The sequence below is a fragment of the Gemella haemolysans genome (assembly GCF_001553035.1).
GTDB lineage: Bacteria > Bacillota > Bacilli > Staphylococcales > Gemellaceae > Gemella > Gemella haemolysans_B.
The window spans coordinates 35,973-57,676 of record NZ_KQ959965.1 but is presented as its reverse complement, the minus strand read 5'-3'; the positions used below and the strand labels follow the sequence as shown (position 1 = coordinate 57,676).

The following is a 21,704-nucleotide window of genomic DNA, read 5'->3' as shown; positions in this document are numbered from 1 at the left end:
CATTTATTCAGTTTTATCTTCTATTTTTTCTTTTGTAAATAATAATTTTTCTGTTCTTTCGTATTTTTTAGCTAAACTTTTATACTTTTGATACCAATAAAAACTGGCTGCTATAATTCCCATAAAAAAACATACGAAGAATAAAATTGTTAAAGGTAATTTAACTGTAAAAAATATAAATGATACCGGTACTGAATTGTAGTTCATAATGAAAAAAGTTATTATAGATACTATTACAATAACAATACCAAACACTTTATACGGTAATTTATTGTCCATTATTCCACCTCTCTTACCATGTTAGCAAATTGTTCTTCATTTATTACCTCAATACCTAATTGCTCAGCTTTAGCAAGTTTAGACCCTGCCTTCTCGCCTGCAATTACTAGATCAGTTTTTGAAGTAACACTTCCAGTAACTTTTGCTCCGTTTTTTTCTAAAAATTCTTTTGCTTCATTTCTCGTTAATTCTACAAGCTTACCAGTTAATACTACTGTTTTCCCAGAGAATATATTATCTGTATTCACTGCATTTATTTCATATTGAGGATTCATTCCAATATTAATTAAATCTTTGATAAACTTAATATTATTATCATCAGATAAATAATCTAAAATAGATTCTGCTGTAATTTGTCCTATATCATCAAGATTAATTAGTTCCTCTAATGTTGCATTCATAAAATTACAAAGGTTCAAATATTTTTCTGCGAGTATTTTTCCTGCTTTTTTACCTACATTCAATATTCCTAGAGCATAGATAACTTTATCTAAAGAACTTTCTTTTGATTTTTCTATTGCGTTTAATAGATTATCAACAGACTTTTCACCCATTCTTTCTAAATCAATAAGTTTTTCTCTGTCTAATGAATATAAGTCTATTGTATGTCCAATAATACCCTTATCATATAAAGTCGCCACTACTTTATCACCTAATCCCTCAATATTTAAAGCATCCCTTGAAGCAAAATGGATTATTCTTCTAATATTTTGATCAGGACAATCAGGATTTTTACATCTAGTAAAAGGATCATTCTCTTTCACATAAGTTTCCTGATGACACGATGGACAAGTAGATGGCATTTGATATTTTGTAGTTCCCTCAGCTCTTAACTCTTTAATAACACGAACTACCTTAGGAATAATCTCACCAGCTTTCTTAACTACTACCATATCCCCAATATGAATATCTAGTTCTTCAATAATATCTTTATTATGTAAAGATGCTTTTGATACTGTAGAACCAGAGATTACAATTGGATCGAGTATAGCAACAGGTGTAATTATCCCTGTTCTACCTACACTAAGTTCTACATCTAATAATTTAGTAGCAAGTTCTTCTTCAGGGAATTTATAAGCCGTAGCCCATCTAGGACTTTTTTGGGTATAACCTATCTCTTCTTGCAGGTTATATGAATTCACTTTAATAACAATTCCATCAATATCATACGGTAAATCTTGTTTGTGTTCGGTCCAGTAGTTAATATAGTCAATTACTTCATCAATACTTTTACAAAGTTTAAAATTTGGATTTACAGGAAGTTCATATTCTTTCGCTGTATTTAAAGCACTCTCTTGTGAACCAATGCTATCATCGCCAACTATTGAATAAATAAAAGCCGATAACCTTCTTTTTGCTGTTATTTTAGAGTCAAGTTGTCTTAAAGATCCTGCTGCTGCATTACGAGGATTCGCAAATAATACCTCATTATTTTCTTCTCGCTCTTTGTTAAGTATATTAAAAGATTTCTTTGGGAGATAAACCTCTCCCCTAACCTCAAATGATTTTTTATCTTTTAATACTTTTGGAATCGAAAATATTGTTTTTATGTTCTCAGTAACATCTTCTCCGACTGTTCCGTCTCCACGAGTAGCTGCACTTACTAATTTACCATTATCATAGTTAATAGAAATGGCAAGACCATCTATTTTTAGCTCACATATATACTCAACATTTTCACCAGAAACTAATTTTGATACTCTAGCATCAAAATCTATCAAATCTTCAGTAGAAAATGTATTTGATAAACTTAACATCGGAATTTTATGAGTAATTTTCTCAAACTCATCAAGAACTCTATCTCCTACTCTTTGTGTAGGAGAATTTTCTAGTATTAACTCAGGATATTTTTCTTCTAGTTTCTCTAATTGTTTATATAAAGTATCATACTCAGTATCAGTTATTTGCGGATTGTCTTCAACATAATACTCATATGAATATTTATTTAGTAGTGAAACTAGTTTGAAAATTTCTTCTTGAATTTGTTTCATAATTTATTAATCCTTTCTAGTCAGATTAGCATACTCAATTAATAAAGTTTTTACACCAACCTCACTAAATTCAACTTTTACACTATCTGTAGATATGACTAAGACTTTACCTTCTCCAAATTTCTTATGAAGCACAGTGTCACCTACACCATAATTTGTACTAACTGAAGACTTAGGTTTCTCAGAAATTTTAATTTTTGGACTAAGTCTGCTGATAAACTTATTGGCTTGATCTACATTTGACTCAGTACTTTCAAAACTTCCTCCGAATGAAGATTCAAAATGCATTAATTTGTTAGGAACCTCATCTAAGAACCTAGAACGTTTATTCATCTTGATAGAACCAAATTGCATTCTTCTGTTTGCATAAGACATAAATAATCTTTCTTTTGCACGAGTAATAGCTACATAAGCTAATCGACGTTCTTCTTCCATTTTATTCTTTTCGTCAGCGCTACTCTCAGCATCTCTAATAGATGGGAATAAATTCTCCTCTAACCCCATTATGAAAACTACTTTATACTCTAATCCTTTAGAAGCATGAACTGTAGATAGTACTACTGCATCTTCTTGATTCTCATCATCAGAATCAGAAGTAAGTGACATTTCTGAGATAAAATCAATAAGACTATCATTCATATTAGAGAATTGTTTAGCAGAAGATACTAACTCAGAAATATTTTCAATTCTACTTTCTGCATAAGGATCATTAGATTCTTTTAGCATATTTTCATATCCAGAATCTTTATAAATACCAATAATTAATTCATCTATTGAGTATTTATCTATTTCTGAATATTTCTCAATTAGATTTGTTAGTAGTTGGATGTTCGTTACTATTTTTTTAGAGACTCCTACTGCTTCGATATTTTTTAAAGCTTCAAATAAAGAAATACCGTATTGTTCTGCATACTTATCAATTTTATCCATTGAACTAGCACCAACACCTCTTTTTGGTACATTAATAATTCTTCTTAAACTAAACTCATCGGCTCTATTAACAATAACGTTTAAATAAGCAAGTAAATCACGCACCTCTTGGCGTTGTAAGAATTTTAGAGAACCAATTAACTTATATGGTATTCCGAAAGATAAACATGAATTCTCCATTTGACGTGATAGGTAGTTAGCTCGATATAAAATTGCAATATCTTTATAATCGATACCTTCTTTTTTCAATTCAAGTATTTTTTTAGCAATATCATCTGTTTCATCTTTATCATTAGAAGCAGCGTAAACAGATATTTTGCCTCCACCTTTATTTTCAGACCACAATGCTTTTTCTTTTCTATCAGTATTATTTTTAATTACGGCATTAGCAGCATCAAGAATTGTTGAATTAGAACGGTAGTTCTGATCAAGGAACACTAGTTCAACATCGTCAAAATCTTTTTCGAAATTTATTATGTTATCACTACATGCACCACGCCAGCTATAAATACTTTGGTCATCATCACCAACAACACATACATTTTTATGAACAGCAGATAACATCTTAATTAATCTGTATTGAATAACGTTAGTATCTTGATACTCATCAACATGAATATATTGAAATTGATTTTGATAAATCGCTAAAACTTCAGGGAATTTTTTAAATAATACAATTGTTTTAAGCATTAAATCATCAAAATCTAAAACACTATTTTTCTTTAAATAACTTTGGTAGTGTGCATAAATTTCTGCTACATTTTTCATGAACCCAAAACGAGATTGTTCTCTCATTTTTTTTACAGAAATTAAACTATTCTTTGCATTTGAAATTATTTTTAATACGTTAGCTGGTTGATATGCATCTTCTGATAAATCTAAAGACCTAACAATATTTTTTATAATACTTTTTTGCTCACTTGTATCAAGTATTGTAAAGTTTTTATTATATCCTAAAAGTTCTATATGTTGACGTAAAATTCTTACACACATAGAGTGGAATGTATTTATCCAAATATATTTTGAAGTCTCACCAACTAGAGCATATATTCTTTCTTTCATTTCCTTAGCGGCTTTATTGGTAAAGGTAATAGCCAAGATATTATTTTCTAATATATTTTTTTCAGAAATTAAATAAGCTATTCTATTTGTTAAAACACGAGTTTTACCACTACCTGCTCCAGCTATAACCATTACGGCACCTTCTGTTTTTAATATAGCTTTTAGCTGATTATCATTCATATTTTGTACTAAATTCACTATTATTTCTCCTATTCATTCTCTAATAATATTTTATCATATTTTCAAAATAAAAGGGAGTGACTCAAAAATCGTGATTTCAGAGAAATCGATTTTGTCGAGTCACCCCCGCAAAGTTTATCGATATCTAAAAAACTTTTACAAAGTGTGTTTAGATATCAATAAACAACTGCGTCTATGAGTTCTCATATAAACTTTTTTAAAAATTTATGACTTTTGGGGCATCCCCTTTTATTTTCATTTACTATGTATCTAGATTATAAGAATATTGCTATAGCTGAAATAAATCCACTAGCTAATATAATAAAAATCATTAACCATAATACAATTTTAAATAATTTTTTATTCATATACTACTATTCAACCTCACCTAAAGTTTCTATCCCTAAATCAAGTTCATCAATATTATCATTTGATTCTTCTTCGTCTACTGAGTTATTCTTTTTCCCAGTTTTACTCATAATTTCATCCCTTACTAGGCCGTAAATTTCATTATATAGTTCTTCATTTTCTTCGAATACTTTTTTAACATTTTCACGTCCTTGACCTAATCGCTCTCCATTATATGAAAACCATGATCCAGATTTGTTAATAATATCTAAGTCAACTGCAAAATCAAGAGTTTCTCCGATTTTTGAGATTCCTTCACCGAACATAATATCTACTTCAGCAACTTTGAATGGTGGAGCTACTTTATTTTTTACAATTTTTATTTTAGTTCTATTACCTAAAATTTCACTATCAGCACCTTTAATTGCTTCACCTTTACGTACATCGATACGTACAGTTGAGTAGAATTTTAATGCACGTCCACCTGTTGTAACTTCAGGACTACCAAACATAACTCCAACTTTTTCACGAAGTTGGTTAATAAATAGTGCAATAGTATTAGCTTTATTTATTTGACCAGTTAATTTACGAAGAGCTTGTGACATAAGTCTAGCCTGTAAACCAATATGGTTAGCTCCCATTACTCCATCAATTTCAGCTTTTGGTACTAATGCAGCTACTGAGTCAATTACAATAATATCAATTGCACCAGATAAAATAAGTTTTTCAGCGATATCCAGTGCTTGTTCACCACTGTCAGGTTGTGATAAGAAGAATTTACCAGGAGTAAAATCAACCCCTAATGCTTTAGCATATTCAATGTCTAAGGCATTTTCAGCATCTATGAATGCTGCTATTCCTCCAGTTTTTTGTACCTCAGCAATCGCGTGTAGTGCAATTGTTGTTTTACCTGATGACTCTGGACCATATACTTCAACAATACGTCCTTTTGGATATCCGCCTATTCCTAGAGCTGAATCAATTGCTAATGATCCTGAAGATACTGCTTCTACTTTAATTGGATTTTCTGATGAAATATCCATAATAGCACCCTTACCGTATTCTTTTTCTATAACTTTAATAGCTTCATTAATCGCGGCTTGACGTGCTTTTAAATCGTCTTTTTCAATATGTGTAACTTGTTTGTCTTTTGATTTCTTTGCCATTGTTTTTCCTTTCTACTTGTCTCCAATAACAGTAGTTAATGTACCAATTCCTTCGACAGTAATTTTAATTTCATCCCCTGGTTGTAAGAATCTAGGTGGTTTTTGAGCAGAACCTACTCCTGCAGGTGTTCCAGTAGCAATAATATCCCCAGCTTCTAAAGGAACTACTTTACTAATTTCAGCAAGAACATCATCAATTCTAAATAGCATCTCAGATGTCATAGCATTTTGTTTGATTTCTCCATTAACTTTTGTCACAATACTCATAGATTCTGGTGAGCTAACTTCGTCTTTTGTAACTAAGTAAGGCCCAACAGGTGCTGATTTTTCCAATGATTTCCCTAAGAAAAATTGACCGTGTTTATATTGTAAGTCTGTAGCTGTGATATCATTCAAAATTGTATATCCGAAAATATAATCTAAAACTAGAGGTTTTAGTATGTTTTTCCCTGGTTTTGCTATTACTACAGCTAGTTCCCCTCCAAAATCTAAACTATCTGTAATATCCTTATGAGATGGCACTACTTCATTATTTCCAGCTAAAGCTGTTGTAGCTTTTGTAAAGATAAGAACATCTTTAGGAGTTTTTGCCAACTCATCACCAAGTTCATTAACATGAGCTTCATAGTTGTGACCAACACAAAGAATATTTTTTGGTGTTCTTGTAATTGGTGAACGCCAAATTATTTTATCAAATGGTACTTTATAGTTATCAGCATTACTGCTTTCTTCAACTAATTTTAATACTTTTCTAACTTTTTCTATAAACGAAACACCATATATTTCAATTGCTTCTCTTAACGATTGTGGAATAGTTTCATTATTATCAAAGTCTTCAAGTACTTTAATTAAGTCCCATGCACTTTCTTCACGTTTTACTTTTACTCCATATAATTCTTTATCGTTATAACTGAATGATAAAAATTTCATAGTTGCCTCCTCGACTTTTATAATTTCTTTACGTTATTATACCATACTTTTAAGAATATTACTATAGAATAATTCAAAAAAATTAAGTTATCCGTATATTTTATCTAATTAAAATATGGATAACTTAATTAATTATAATTTTTTCTTTAAATTTTTTATTACATCTTTAGGAATGCCTAGTTTTAAGAGTTTCTCATCTGGTGCATTCTTAATTTCTTCTAATGAAGAAAATGATTTTAATAATAAGTTCTTTCTAACTTTTCCGATGCCTTGTATATCATCAAGGCTAGATTTATACATATTTTTATTCTTTGTCGCTCTATGATAAGTTATGGCAAACCTATGAACCTCATCTTGTATTTGCTTTAAGAATAAATATTCTGCTGATGTCTTAGGAAATTCTATAATCTCATAATCATCAGTAATAATGTACTCAGTAATATGTTTGTCATTTTTCGCTAACCCAATAATCTTAATTTGTTTTAAACCAAGCGTATTATGAACAACATCAATGGCTACATTAAGATGGTTCTTTCCACCATCGACTATTAATAATTCCGTATTAGTCTTCCTATCTTTATAATTCCTATAAAGTACTTCTTTCATAGTTTGAACATCATTAATTCCCATAGATTCATCAATTTTAAATTTTCTATAATTGTAAGTATTCTTTTTCCCATTAGTGAAATTTACTTTTACAGAAACTGCATCTACCCCCATTATATTAGAATTGTCAAAGGCATCAATGCTATTGATAGAATTTACCCCTAATTTTTCAGCAATATTATTAAGTGTAACTTGTAATTTTCTTTCTTTAAGTTCTTCAATAGCAAGATTATTGTTTAAGTAATAAGTTGCATTTTCTTTAACTGTATCTAATATTTTTCTATGATTACCTCTTTTCGGAATTATAACTTTACAATCTACTACATCAGAAAGGAGATTACCATCAAGTTCATCAATATATATTTCTTTCGGGAGTTTGTTCAGAGCGTAGTATTGTAATAAGTAAGAATATAAAATCTCTTCAGGCGTATCGTATAAATTAAAATATTCTACTTTACGTTCTATAATATTACCTAATCTAGATAAAAATATTTGGATACATATATAATCATTATTAAAAGTAAAGCCAATATAATCTCTATCTACATTAGTACTATCTGCAACAACTTGATTTTGAACCGAAACTTCTATTGATTTAATATAATTATGGACTTGTCCAGCTGCTTCAAACTCTAAATTTTTAATGTGCTCTTGCATTTTACTTTGTAAATCAGCTAATATTTCTTTTGTATTTCCTGTTAAGAAAGATTTAATTTTAGAAATCTGTGACTTATAATCATTAGCAGTAATTTTTTTAGCACAAGGACCTATGCACTCACCAATTTGATAGTACATACATGGTCTTTTTTCTACTGGATTACACTTCCTTAATGGATATATTTTATCTAATATTTTCTTAACCTCTGTAGCTGATTTTATATCAACGTATGGTCCAAAATATATATTTTTATTATTTTTTTTATATTTTCTAGTCATCAGCAATCTAGGGTGTTCTTCTTTTGTAATCATTAGGTACGGATAACTCTTATCGTCTTTTAAACGAATATTAAAATATGGTCGATATTTCTTTATTAAATTATTCTCTAATAATAATGCCTCTTTCTCAGAATTAACAATTATATATTCAAGATCTTCTATTTTTGATACTAAAGTCTGCGTTTTTTTATTATGAGTACCTGTAAAATAACTTTTTACTCTGTTTTTAAGATTTTTAGCTTTACCTACATAAATAATTTCTCCAATATTATCCTTATATAAATAACACCCTGGATTATCAGGAAGTAATTCTAGTTTTTTTTGTAATGTTAAATTCATATTAATCACCATATAATAAATTTATAGCTTTTGTGAAAAAGCACAGTTGAAATAAATATCTCCCCTGTGCTTTTATAATCACTAATTAGTTACTATTGTTATTTCTACTATTATTAGAATTATTTCTTGTTGAGTTTTTTCTATTAGTTCTTTCATCATTTGATCTAGAACCTACACTCGAATCATCACTAGATTCATCTCGTGAAGAACTTCTTTCTTTTCCTTTTGAGATTACTATTTCTAGAGATTCATCACTAGGAACTATATTTGATCCAGTTTTGATACTTTGCGAGATAACAATCCCTTCCTCTTTGTCAGAGTATTCTTCTCTGTAAGTAACATTCTTAAATCCATATGATGCAACAGTACTTTCTACAGTTGTGCTATCTTCACCAACAAGATTAGGCATAGTCACTTTCTTTTTACCTGTAGATACTTGAATTATTAATTCTTTTTCTTTTGGTATTATTTCCATACCAGCTCTAATGTTTTGAGAAATAACCTTCCCAGTATCATAAGAATTACTTTCTACTTTCTCAACAGTTATATTTTTGAATCCTAATTTTGAAGCATTTTTCTTAACCGTTTCTTCATCCATACCAACAAAATTAGGCATATCTACTGTTTTTTTACCAGAAGAAACTCTTAGATCAACCTTCGAACCTTTTTTCACTTTTTTACCAGCTTTAGGATCACTGTCTATTACAGTTTTTTCTTTTACATCGTCGCTAGCAACTTCCGTAACATCCCCTACCTCAAGTCCTGCTTTAACTATTACAACTTTAGCTTCTTCTAAAGTTTTATTACGAACATCAGGAGCAGAAACACTATTAGATCCAATAACGTAATTATAGATGAAAAATGTACCAACTACTATGGTAATAATAGCCACTATTGCAAGGAATATATGTTTAGCTTTAGATGTCTCTTCTTTTTCATCTCGTTTACTTACATTATTATAGTTATTCTTTGGTTTATTATTTTGTTGATAACGTCCGTTATTATTTCTATTATCTTGATTATAATCATAATAATACTCATCATCTTCATTGTTATAATCGGCATAATCATATTGATTGTTATTACTACTATTATCTATATATTGAGTTTCGTTATAATTATTTGCAGGTTGTGCAGGGATTTTAAATCCAGTATATTTATTTTCATATAAACGTTCTGGATTAAGAACTGTACTTAGATCCTCAAATAATTCTTTAGAACTAATGTATCTCTCATTAGGATTTTTCATAGTAGCTTTTAAAACAATATTTTTTACACTTTGTGGTACATTCTCTCTATATTTATCGATATCCGGAAGTTCTTCTTGTAAATGTTTTAAAGCAATTGCTACTGCAGATTCTCCTTTAAATGGTATTTGACCTGTAATCATTTCAAATATCAAAATTCCTAATGAATAAATATCACTTTGAGCTGTAGCAACATTACCACGAGCTTGCTCAGGTGATAAATAATATACTGTTCCTAACATTTGATTTGTTTGAGTAAGTGTCGTATCACCATATGCTCTTGCAATACCAAAATCAGTAATTTTACATGTAAGATTATCATTCATTAGAATATTTTGTGGTTTAATATCTCTATGTATTATTCCATTTTGATGAGCATGACTTAATCCAGAAGCTATTTGTTTGGCAATATGAACTATAGTTTCAATAGGAATACGAGGATTTTTTATCATATAATCTTTTAAAGTCATTCCCTTAACATATTCCAGTATTAAATAGTAAAATTCACCTTCATTTTCTACATCATAAATTGATACAATATTTGGATGAGATAAACTTGTTACTGCTTTTGCTTCTCTATTAAATCTTTTAACCGCATCTTCATCATTTGCATCGATTTTAAAAGTTTTAATAGCTACTTGTCTATCTAAAATAGTGTCATATCCTAGCCAAACTGTAGCCATACCACCAGTTCCTAGATGATCCAAAATTTTATATCTATTACAGATAATTTTATTAATCATGGTTTTCACCCCCTAGATTTTTTATTATAGCTACAGAAATATTATCTACTCCACCACGGTTAACACATTTTTCAATTAAATCATCAACAGCAATCGATAATTCATTATTTCTTACAATATTCTGAATTTCATCATTTTCTATCATATTCGTTAATCCATCTGAACATAATAGGAAATAATTATATTTATTTAAATCATCGATAAAAGTATGTAAATCAATCGATTCTCTTGTAGCTAATGCTTGTGTTAGAACATGTCTTTCTGGATGACTTTTTGCTTCTTCTTCAGTAATTGCTCCTGCTGATATTAAGGCCCCAACAAATGAATCTTCAACTGTAACAATATTCATTTCATTATCCTTTGTAAGACCATAAGCACTGCTATCACCAATATTATAAACAACAACTTGTCCATCAAAAATAGCAACCGAAACAATTGTAGTTCCCATTTTCTCATTTTTGTCTTTTGATTTGGTAAATAATTCAGTATTGAACTTTTCAATTCTATCACAAAGCCAGTTTTTCATATTGTTAAAATTAGCAAATGTTAAATCTTGCCACTCTTTTTCTAAAGTTGTGACTATATAGTTACTAGAATATGCAGCATTACTATGACTTCCTACACCATCACAAACAATAGCAATTAATGCTCCTTGCTTGTTCTTCGAAACACTGACAGCATCATCATTTTTTTCTTTTCTTCCTCTATTACTATTATACGAATATACTAGTGGCATCTGGAATTCCTCCTTTTACCTCTTCCTTACGTTCTTTAGCACGAAGTTGACCACAAGCAGCATCAATATCATCACCTTGTGTTCTTCTAATTGTTACATTAACTTTATTTTTCTTAAGAATTTTTTCAAAAGCAAAAATATCACTCTTACTAGTTCTAACATAATTACGTTCAGGTACATAGTTAATTGGAATTAAATTAACGTGGCAATTTAAGCCTTTTATTATTTCCGATAATTTTTCTGCATGTTCTTTTTGGTCATTTACTTTACCCATTAAACCATATTCGAATGTAATACGACGATTCGTAGTTTCTTGGTAATATTTCAATGCTTCCATAAGCTTATCAATATTATAGGCTCTGTTTACTGGCATGATTTTACTACGTAATTCATTAGTGGGTGCGTGTAATGATACCGCAAAATTAATTTGAACTTTTTCATTCGCAAAATCATAAATTTTCGGTACTATACCAGAAGTTGAAACGGTAATATGACGAGCACCAATGTTAAAACTTTCATCACTATTTACTATTCTGATAAAGTCCATCATCTCATCGTAGTTTTCAAATGGTTCACCGATACCCATAATTACAATACTTGAAATACGTTCACCTTTTTTATCTAATTCTTGTTGTACTTTTAGTACTTGTGAAACAATTTCTCCTGCTTCTAAGTTACGTTTTAAACCACCAAGTGTTGATGCACAGAAAGTACATCCAATTCGACAACCTACTTGTGTTGTTACACACAATGAGTTACCATATTTATTTTTCATAAGTACACTCTCAATAGTATACTTATCTTGTAGCTCAAATAGGAATTTCATTGTTCCATCAGCAGATTCTTGCTTAATAATTGTTTTTAGAGTTGTAATCTCGAACTCTTCAGAAAGTTTCTCTTGTAGAGACTTAGGTACATTTTTCATTTCTGAAAAATCTGTAATTCTCTTTTTATATAACCAATCAAAGATTTGTTTTGCTCTAAATTTTTTCTCACCGATACTTACAATATATTCTTCTAATTGATCAAGTCTTATAGAATATATAGACATTTTATCGAAATCTTTTAACCATCTAGACTTTTTATAGCCTTTAAAATCTGAAATTAACATTTTTCCTCCATTTTTTTAGTTTAGCGATAAAGAATCCATCGCAACTATACTCATCAGGTAGTATTTCTAATACACCATTTTCTCGCGTTTTTACAATACTATTATTTAGAGAAATACTCTCTAAACTAAAATCTTTATTCTCTTTTAAAAACTTCTCTATATTTTTTATATTTTCTCTCTTATCAATCGTACAAGTTGAATACATTAAAATTCCTTCTTGTTTTACATAGTGTTTGCTATTGTCTAAAATATCATATTGAAGTTTAGCAATATCTTTAACATATGCATCTGTTATCTTATATTTAATTTCAGGTTTATTTTTTATAACCCCTATTCCTGAACATGGCACATCACAGATTACTATGTCAAACTTATTATTAAATGAAGTATTGTTTAGAGTAGCATCTTGTTCTTTAACATCAATATTGGTAATTCCAAGCTTCTCTTTATTATCTTCAATTAATTTTAGCTTATGTATATATTTATCACATGAAATTAAACTAGAATTAAAATACTTACTAGCTATATGTAAACTTTTACCACCCGGAGCAGCACAAGTATCTAATATTTTGTATTTTTTATCTAATGGTAAGCCAATTGACGATGCAACTAGAGCACTAGCCTCATCTTGTACAATATAATATCCTTTTGTAAATAAACTACTATCTAAGTTTAATTTATTTAAAACTAGGCTGTCTTCACAGATTTCACTCTCACTAACAGCATCTCCTAATTTTTCTATTAACTCTTTTTTAGTAATTTTTAATGGATTATATCTAATACTATTTTTGCTCTTTTCATTAAAAGACACAACTATTTTTTGAGCTTTTTCAACTCCGTATTGTTCTTTAAGTATATTATATAATTCACTAGGGCAACTATTTTCTATACAGAATTTTTCAGTAGCATTTTTATATTTAAGATCTAAATTGCTAGCATTTCGCTCAATATTTCTTAAAATACCATTTACAAATTTTCCTGTGATATTTCCTGCAATTTTTTTACCTAATTTTACAGCTTCATCAATAACTGCAAAACTCGGTGTCTTATCCATGTATAGCAATTGATAAATACTCATTAATAAAATAACTTTAACTTTAGGTTTTACTCTACCTTTAGAATAAGATTTAAGAATGTGTTCTAAATACAATTTATTTTTTATAGAACCATATACTACTTCACTGATAAATCTCTTATCTTGTTCTTCAACTTTATGCTGATTAAAATATTTATTTAAAGTAATATTACTATAGCCATTTTCCTGGATAATTGTATATAAAACCTCGTAAGCAATATGTCGAGCATTAATATTACTCATTTTCTTCACCTAAAACGGTTCCTACATAGTCTTTTTTATTTGATAAGAAATTTACAACTGGCATACGTTTTTTACCAGAAACTTGAAGTTCATTGACTTTTAACACTGTTTTATTACCACATAGAATATAGATATTTTTCTTATCTTGTTTAATTATAGTTCCAACTTTGTCAAAATTAGATTCAAAGCCTTGCTTAACTTCTTCAGTTGACCAAATTTTTAGCACATTACCTTCTAAATAAGTAAATGCTCCAGGTGTTGGATCTAATGCGCGAACTTTGTTAAATACATCTCTAGCTGAAGCGTTCCAGTCAATCTTCTCGTCTTCTCTTAGGATATTGCGAGCAAATGTAGCCTCTGCATCATCTTGTTTTTCTGGGCTGATATCACCACTAAATATTTTTGGAAGAGTTTCATTTAATAGATCACGCCCTGCAATTGACAGTTTATCATGTAGAGTTTCATAGTTATCACTGTCAAGAATATCTACCTCTACTTTTGATAACATATCTCCTGCATCCAGTTTTTTAACCATATACATAATTGTTATCCCAGTTTTCCCGTGATCTTCAAGTATTGAATACTGAATAGGTGCTCCTCCACGTAATTTTGGTAATAATGAGCCATGAACATTGATGCACTTATGTTTAGGAATCTCTAAAATCTTCTCTGGTACAAGTTGTCCATATGCTGCGGTAATAATAATATCCGGATTCAATTCTTTTAATGTTTTATAAGTCTCTTCATCTGTTGATATTTTTTCAGGCTGTAATACTTTAATATTATTTTCTAAAGCTACAACTTTTACTGGAGGAGGTGTTAGTACTTTCTTTCTACCAACTTTTTTATCTGGCTGAGTGATAACTAAATCCACTCCGTAATTTTCTATTAACATTTCTAAAACAGGAACTGCAAACTTTGGAGTTCCCATAAATACTATTTTTTTATCGTTCATTTATTTCTCCTAAAAAAGAATTTAATCTATTTAATTATACCATATTTTAGTATATTCTTCTATTGTTGGACAGTATTTCATCCTTTAATTAATAATGATTATTATCAGATTCTAGATTTAATAGAAATCTCTTATTATTAAGTCCGGCAGCATAACCTGTTAAACTTCCGTCTACCCCTATTACTCTATGACATGGAATAAAAATTAACAGTGGATTATGTCCAACCGCTCCTCCGACTGCTTGAGATGACATAGTTTTTATACCTTTGGCCTTAGCAATTTTCTCTGCTATATGTTTATATGTAACTAGCTTTCCATAGGATATTTCTTTAAGTACTTCCCATACTGTTTTTCTAAATTCAGTCCCAATATAATTTAAAGGGATTTCATCTATACTTGGATTTTCACCATTAAAATATTTTTCTAACCAGACTTTAGATTTTACCAATATACTTAATTCTTCATTCATATAATAGTTATCAATATTATTAGGAAAATACTTCTGTCCTTCTAGATAACATCCGGTAAGACTATTACCGTCTGAAATTAAATATAAAAGTCCTATTTTGCTTTCATAAGTACAATAATACATTTAAATCTCCTTTGAATTTATACTAATATACTTTTATTATAACAAAAAAAGAGGGAGTGACTCAAAAATCTCGATTTTGAAGAAATCGATTTTGTCGAGTCAGCCCCTTTATTATTTATCTTCTTCTTTATAAATCTTAAATAGTAAAAATAATACTCCTACACAAATAAAGCAATCCGCTAAATTAAATATAGGAAAATCATATCCGAAAATTCTAAAATCAAGAAAATCAACTACCTCATGCCTAGTTAATCTGTCAATAAAATTACCAATTGCTCCTCCATATACCAAGGCAAAAGTACCCTTATCAAAGCTAGATAAAGTATTTTTTTGCTTAAATAGATAGTATGTTAAAATAGCAATAAAGATAACCGTAACAATTAAGAAAAATAAACGACTATCTTGTAAAATTCCCCATGCAGCTCCTCTATTCCTGTGAGACGAGATACTGAAGAAATTTACTATAACTTCCTTGCTTTCTCCTAATGAGAAATGATTTACTATAAAATTTTTACTAAGTTGATCTAGCAATATTAGAAAACACGCTAATATAAATATAATTAACATATTCCATCTCCTCTTATTTCAATACTAATAATTTTTCTAATTCTGGATCAATAGTTCGCTCACCTCTTGCTGGAAGTTTATAACGCCCTAAATGAATTAGTTGATGATGTATTTTCCCCCAACTTTCCATAGGGAAAATGCTCATAAGACTCTTTTCTACCTGAAGCGGACTATCAGTCAAATCAGCCAAACCAAACATCTTCGCTACACGTTCAACATGTGTATCAACAGCAATAGCAGGGATATTAAATCCAACTGAAAGAACTACATTAGCAGTTTTTCTTCCTACACCGGGTAGTTTTTCTAACTCTTCTCTAGTCTGTGGAATTTTATAATCATAAACATCCCTTAACATATTTGCCATACCAACTATATTTTTTGATTTTGCTTTATATAGCCCTAGTGTTCGAATATACTTTTCTATATCCTCTACCTTTGCATCAGCATAATCATCAATTGTCTTATAATTTTCAAATAATCCTACTGTTGCTCTATTTACGTATTCATCTTTACATTGTGCCGATAAGAGAACAGCAATAACTAATTCCAAATTATTAGAAAAATCTAGTTCGCATTCTACATCAGGAAATACTTTGTCCAAATATTCCATGATTTTTTTTGCTTTATTCTTTTTTTGTCTATTTGTTAAACCAGTCATAACCTAAACTACTTCCACTTTCTGATTGAATATCTTTATTTACTTTGTTATTTAATATACCATTAACATAACTAATATTTTTAGACAAAGTTAATGCTTCATCTATCTGCTGTTTTGTATAATTTTTTTCAAACCAAGAAGTTACAATATCAATCTCTTTAGAAGTTAATATTCTTCCAGTTACACGTTCTGTTAATTTTAATAACTCACGCAGAGTATAATAATCTTCCTTTTTATTAAAAATAATAAAATTTAACTTGCTTTCAGTTGAAATAACAATGTATCCTTTATTAACTAAATTATCAAGCATAGAAAAAATTTCATTTTCTGATTTATTTGATTGATCTGTAAATAAGTCTATTGAAAATGGTAAATCTCCTTGATTTGTCAAATAACTTATCTGAAGAAGAAACATAGCTTCCTCTCCAGATAAGTTATAAGATTTATAATTCATTAAAAAATCAGCATCAACTAAAAGACCTTTTATATTGATATTGATCATTTTCGACTCCTAAGGTGTTAATCTGTTTAATAAACGTGGGAATGGCGCAGTTTCACGAACGTGTCCATTACCTGTAATCCAAGCTACAGTTCGTTCTAACCCTAATCCAAATCCAGCATGTTCTACAGAACCGTATTTACGTAGATCTAAATACCAACCATAGGCATCAAGATTTAAATCATGTTTCTTAATGTTTTCTAATAATTTATCATAGTCGTCAATACGTTGAGAACCACCGATGATTTCTCCATATCCTTCTGGAGCTATTAAGTCTGCACATAGCACTACACCAGGCTCATTCGGATCTTCGATCATATAGAATGGTTTAATATCTAATGGCCAGTGAGTAATAAATACTGGTTTATTATAGCTGTTTGCGATAAATGTTTCATGAGGTGATCCAAAGTCATCACCATATTCAATATCATCAAATCCATTATCTTTTAGTAATTGAATAGCATCTTTATATTTAATACGTGGGAATTCTCCTCTTGCATTTTCTAAGGCTTCTAGATCACGCCCAAGAACTTTAAGTTGTTCTTGACATTTTTCTAATACATCTGTTAAAAGGTGATTAACAAATGATTCTTGCAATGCTAAACTTTCATCATGATTACAAAACGCCATCTCAGCTTCAATCATCCAGAACTCGATTAAGTGACGACGAGTTTTAGATTTTTCAGCTCTAAAAGTAGGACCGAATGAAAATACTTTACCAAATGCCATAGCTGTTGCTTCTAAGTAAAGTTGTCCAGATTGAGAAAGGTATGCTTCCTCATCGAAATATTTAGTATTAAATAATTCTGTAGTTCCTTCTGGTGCAGATGATGTTAAAATCGGTGGATCTGTTTTTAAGAATCCTTCTTTTTCAAAGAAATCATATGTAGATTTAATAATTTGATTTCTAATTGTTAAGATAGCATGTTGTTTCTTAGAACGTATCCAAATGTGACGATTATCCGCTAAGAACTCTACCCCGTGTTCTTTTGGAGTGATTGGATAATCGATTGCTTCTGAAATAACTTCAAAGTCTTCAATTTCTAATTCAATACCAGAAAGTTCTCTTTCATTTTCTTTAATTAATCCAGTTACTTTTAATGAAGTTTCTTGTGGTAAATGACGTAATTGTTGGTATTTTTCTTCTCCTAATGCCTCTTTTAAAGCAATAGCTTGAATAAATCCAGCTCCATATCTTAATTGGAAAAATGCAATTTTACCACTACTTCTCTTGTTCGCAATCCATGCACCAAGAGTTACTTTTTGACCTAGTTGTTCTTTTAAATTATTAATGTTCAACTTGAAGTCCCTCCTAATTTAAATTATTATTGTATTCAAAAATTTTTAATATTCATAGTTATATAAAAACTATTTATATTATATCATAAATTTAATATTTTTTTAATTATGTATTTTAATTTTTATAATTTAATGTTCTAAATCACGAATTATGACTATACAATCAAAAATATCTTTTAAATAGTATCTATATTCTAATATATCCTTCGTTGCATAACATCTACAAGTCAAACGATTATTTTTTTTAACATCTTTATATAATTCGTTAAAATTTTCTTTAATAGAAAAATTATAAAATTTTATATAGCTTTTTTTCTCTCGTTTACTAAAATATAAATCCTTATATTTATTACCTTCAAAAATATATAAAATTGACTCAGTACTCTTTGTATTAATTAACTCATCTTCACCATTTGAATATAAGTAGTTTGCTTTTGATTTCAAGTTTAAATACTTATGCTTTCTAGCATGGATTATATTAATTAAAGATTTAACCTTTTTATCGTTAACAACTGTAAGTTTCAAGCTGTTTTCTTGATCTAATATGATAAATTTATATGTATTCTTAGAATTTGTTAGCACACTTCTCAATTTCTTCATAAATTTATAAGAAATCGGAACCTCGTCTTTATATTTTTTTAAATCAATAAGTATAGCATCAACATCCTGTAATATAAAACTTAAACTATCATTATATAAAAACAAACTTTCTGAGATATACATTTCATGTAAAAATTTAACCAATCCATCTATATTATTTCTTAAATCTCTAATATCCTTGTTTTTTAAGTTTTTAGAGACTGCTACATTTAACTCTATAATTACATTTTTATAGTAATAGTCTTTAGTATTTATAGAGTCTAATTCTCGACCTAATATTTTTTTATGTTCAAAAATAAATGTATGATTTCTAAAAATATCACTCTCTATTAAATATTCTATAGATTCATAATTCGTTATGATGTTCTTACAACTCTGAGCAGCTTTATTCTTTTCATCAAAATAGTATGATTTTGAGCTAATAGAAACACCTTTTTTAATACCCTCAATATACATTTTTTCCAGATATAATAAATTAAGTTCTGAAAAATCACCAGTTTTTGTTTCTAATATCCATACGTATAATTTTATTAATAGTTTATCTAGATTAGGATCTTCTTTTTTAGGAAAAAGTGAGAATATATTTAATGGTACATATGAACTTTTTTTCTTTATAATTACAAAGTCAGAAATATTAAATTTCCTAACGTATTCTTCTTCATCTATTGATGAAAAAAGTATAAATTTTTCTTTGTCATTTGTAGGTCTAGTTTTAAATTTTACTTTTCTATAATCCACACCTTCGAAATACAAGAAATCATTAAATTTATCTTTTGTGTTAGTTATGTTTTCTCTACAGAATTTAGAAAACATATACATATTAATATCAATTTTTTCTAATAAATCTTCAATCTTTTTATAATTATTATTACTAATAAAAGAAATTTTCTTTGCTATTTCAATAAACAATTTAACTGTTACTTTTACATCTACTGCTGCATTATGATATCTTTCACCGGTGTAAAGGTCAAGAGAATTCGATAAATCCGAAAGTCTAAAACTATTTTGTGACGGTAAAAATAGTCTTGCTAATTCGACAGTATCTAACGATTGTATTGCCTTGTATTGAATTCCAACATCATGAAATCTTTTCTTTAAAATAACATAATCTGAAGGAAGACCATGACATACAAGAATATCATCTTTAATAAAATCATATAAATCATCAGCAACTTCCTCGAAAAATTTCTTATCTTCCAGCATCTCATTACTTATTCCCGTTAATTCAGTCACAAAAGTAGATACAGGCTTTTTAGGTTGAATATAGTAATTTATCGATGAAACTTCATTAAAACTTTTATCAAGCTTTGTTGCAGAAAATTGAATTATTTCCTTATCATCAGTTAATTCTATATCAACAATACAAAATAATCTATCCATAAATTCTCTCACCTCACTTTCAAATTATTTATATATTATCTCTTAATTTAGACAAAAAATCTAGTATATCTTTTTTATTATTATTTAATCTTCCTAATAAAATTTCTTTTTCCAATTCTAATGTTATACTTTTTATCCAAGGACCAGGATTTTTATTAATAGTACTTATGATTTCTTGTGACGTAATATCAATATCATTAAATGAATTAATAGTTAGAATACGTTCATCAATATTTTTTTCTTTATCATAACCAAAATATTCACATATAAACTTAATATCTTCACGATTATATTTATATAAAATTAGTTCTATTTGAGTATTATTTTTAAATTCCTGATTTATTAAATCAAATTGTTTTACTAATTTTATTTCTTTATTAGACAATTTCAAGAATTTTAATTTTTCAAATGAAATATCGTTAATAATTGATAGAATATACAAACTTTGACAGAATGAATAACTTGATAAATCTTGAATCTCATTAACCTCTTCAAAAAATGGAATATATGAATTAAGCTTACTATCTATTAATAATTCTAAACTCTTTAAATTACCTTTTCCTGCTAAAAGTTTTTTAAATTCGTTTACAATACGTTCTATAGATACAAATTTTATAAGTTCTGCATTTTTCTTAATAGCATCTAATGTATTATTCTCTATTTCAAAACCTAACTTAGAAGAAAAACGAAACGCTCTTAACATTCTTAAGGCATCCTCATAAAATCTCTCATTAGGATTATTTACAGTGCGAATAATTTTAGAACTTAAATCATTGTCTCCGTTATGATAGTCGAATAACTTCCCCTTATAATCTAACGCCATAGCATTAATTGTAAAATCACGTCTATCAAGATCTTCTCGTAAATTACTTACAAACTCTACCTTTTCAGGAGAACGATGGTTTGCATAGTCCTCTTCAGTTCTAAATGTAGTGACTTCATAACTATCACCATTAACTAAGATTGTTACTGTTCCATGCTGAATTCCTGTATCAATACTCTTACGAAAAACCTTTTTTACTTCGTCAGGTAGGGCATTTGTAGTTATATCAATATCAGAAAAATCTTCACCTAACAAATAATCTCTTACACAACCACCAACAAAATATGCCTCATAGCCATTTTGATTAAATCTCTTTAAAATATCAATAGCTCCTTTAAACTTATTATTGAAGTTATTTCTTACCATAGTGTCCTTTCAAATTATTAAAGGACTGGAGAGAAACCCCCAG

Annotated in this window: 18 protein-coding genes; all 18 read right to left on the bottom strand. The window is 28.7% G+C overall.

The features are described from left to right. Window positions 1-3: 3 nt before the first annotated feature. The 18 genes from HMPREF3186_RS05785 to HMPREF3186_RS05700 all read right to left on the bottom strand — a co-directional run bounded on the left by HMPREF3186_RS05785 (window position 4) and on the right by HMPREF3186_RS05700 (window position 21,661). On the bottom strand, window positions 4-279 hold the full coding sequence (locus HMPREF3186_RS05785) for a LapA family protein (RefSeq protein ID WP_060914333.1): 276 nt from the start codon (window positions 277-279) through the stop codon (window positions 4-6). Then, on the bottom strand, window positions 279-2,270 hold the full coding sequence (gene ligA, locus HMPREF3186_RS05780; protein WP_060914332.1) for an NAD-dependent DNA ligase LigA: 1,992 nt from the start codon (window positions 2,268-2,270) through the stop codon (window positions 279-281). Before ligA ends, HMPREF3186_RS05785 begins: the two co-directional genes overlap by 1 nt. A gap of 6 nt (window positions 2,271-2,276) precedes the next feature. Continuing rightward, window positions 2,277-4,460, bottom strand: a complete 2,184-nt coding sequence (locus tag HMPREF3186_RS05775) for an ATP-dependent helicase (protein WP_060914331.1) — start codon at window positions 4,458-4,460, stop codon at window positions 2,277-2,279. Between the two features lie 356 nt (window positions 4,461-4,816). Beyond that, on the bottom strand, window positions 4,817-5,956 hold the full coding sequence (gene recA / locus HMPREF3186_RS05770; protein ID WP_003145575.1) for a recombinase RecA: 1,140 nt from the start codon (window positions 5,954-5,956) through the stop codon (window positions 4,817-4,819). A 12-nt stretch (window positions 5,957-5,968) separates the two neighbouring features. Beyond that, entirely contained in the window at window positions 5,969-6,886 is a 918-nt protein-coding gene (locus HMPREF3186_RS05765; protein ID WP_060914330.1) for a fumarylacetoacetate hydrolase family protein, read from the bottom strand. 132 nt (window positions 6,887-7,018) lie between these two features. Then, window positions 7,019-8,767, bottom strand: coding sequence for an excinuclease ABC subunit UvrC (gene uvrC, locus HMPREF3186_RS05760; RefSeq protein ID WP_060914329.1), 1,749 nt, complete (start codon window positions 8,765-8,767; stop codon window positions 7,019-7,021). A gap of 85 nt (window positions 8,768-8,852) precedes the next feature. Continuing rightward, window positions 8,853-10,757, bottom strand: coding sequence for a Stk1 family PASTA domain-containing Ser/Thr kinase (gene pknB, locus HMPREF3186_RS05755; protein ID WP_060914328.1), 1,905 nt, complete (start codon window positions 10,755-10,757; stop codon window positions 8,853-8,855). Beyond that, a complete protein-coding gene (locus tag HMPREF3186_RS05750; protein WP_060914327.1) occupies window positions 10,750-11,493 on the bottom strand; it encodes a protein phosphatase 2C domain-containing protein in 744 nt (247 codons plus the stop codon). Before HMPREF3186_RS05750 ends, pknB begins: the two co-directional genes overlap by 8 nt. Then, window positions 11,471-12,604: a dual-specificity RNA methyltransferase RlmN gene (gene rlmN, locus HMPREF3186_RS05745; RefSeq protein WP_060914326.1), complete on the bottom strand. Its 1,134-nt coding sequence runs from the start codon at window positions 12,602-12,604 to the stop codon at window positions 11,471-11,473. Before rlmN ends, HMPREF3186_RS05750 begins: the two co-directional genes overlap by 23 nt. Next, window positions 12,585-13,922 (bottom strand): 16S rRNA (cytosine(967)-C(5))-methyltransferase RsmB, encoded by a 1,338-nt coding sequence (gene rsmB / locus HMPREF3186_RS05740; RefSeq protein ID WP_060914325.1) that lies wholly within the window; start codon window positions 13,920-13,922, stop codon window positions 12,585-12,587. Before rsmB ends, rlmN begins: the two co-directional genes overlap by 20 nt. Continuing rightward, the gene (fmt, locus tag HMPREF3186_RS05735; protein ID WP_060914324.1) at window positions 13,915-14,877 is read right to left on the bottom strand and encodes a methionyl-tRNA formyltransferase; all 963 of its coding nucleotides are present in this window, start codon (window positions 14,875-14,877) and stop codon (window positions 13,915-13,917) included. Before fmt ends, rsmB begins: the two co-directional genes overlap by 8 nt. Before the next feature lie 88 nt (window positions 14,878-14,965). Further along, a complete protein-coding gene (locus tag HMPREF3186_RS05730) occupies window positions 14,966-15,469 on the bottom strand; it encodes a methylated-DNA--[protein]-cysteine S-methyltransferase (protein WP_060914323.1) in 504 nt (167 codons plus the stop codon). 111 nt (window positions 15,470-15,580) lie between these two features. Further along, window positions 15,581-16,036 carry a signal peptidase II gene (gene lspA / locus HMPREF3186_RS05725; RefSeq protein WP_060914322.1) on the bottom strand — a complete coding sequence of 152 codons (456 nt, stop codon included), beginning with the start codon at window positions 16,034-16,036 and terminating at the stop codon, window positions 15,581-15,583. Between the two features lie 13 nt (window positions 16,037-16,049). Beyond that, window positions 16,050-16,694, bottom strand: a complete 645-nt coding sequence (nth, locus tag HMPREF3186_RS05720) for an endonuclease III (protein ID WP_060914321.1) — start codon at window positions 16,692-16,694, stop codon at window positions 16,050-16,052. Continuing rightward, a complete protein-coding gene (locus tag HMPREF3186_RS05715; protein ID WP_060914320.1) occupies window positions 16,675-17,196 on the bottom strand; it encodes a DnaD domain protein in 522 nt (173 codons plus the stop codon). Before HMPREF3186_RS05715 ends, nth begins: the two co-directional genes overlap by 20 nt. A gap of 9 nt (window positions 17,197-17,205) precedes the next feature. Next, the gene (gene asnS / locus HMPREF3186_RS05710; RefSeq protein ID WP_060914319.1) at window positions 17,206-18,492 is read right to left on the bottom strand and encodes an asparagine--tRNA ligase; all 1,287 of its coding nucleotides are present in this window, start codon (window positions 18,490-18,492) and stop codon (window positions 17,206-17,208) included. Window positions 18,493-18,621: 129 nt separating this feature from the next. Then, window positions 18,622-20,472 carry an exonuclease domain-containing protein gene (locus HMPREF3186_RS05705; protein ID WP_060914318.1) on the bottom strand — a complete coding sequence of 617 codons (1,851 nt, stop codon included), beginning with the start codon at window positions 20,470-20,472 and terminating at the stop codon, window positions 18,622-18,624. A gap of 28 nt (window positions 20,473-20,500) precedes the next feature. Beyond that, window positions 20,501-21,661, bottom strand: coding sequence for a CCA tRNA nucleotidyltransferase (locus tag HMPREF3186_RS05700; protein WP_060914317.1), 1,161 nt, complete (start codon window positions 21,659-21,661; stop codon window positions 20,501-20,503). Window positions 21,662-21,704 lie beyond the last annotated feature (43 nt).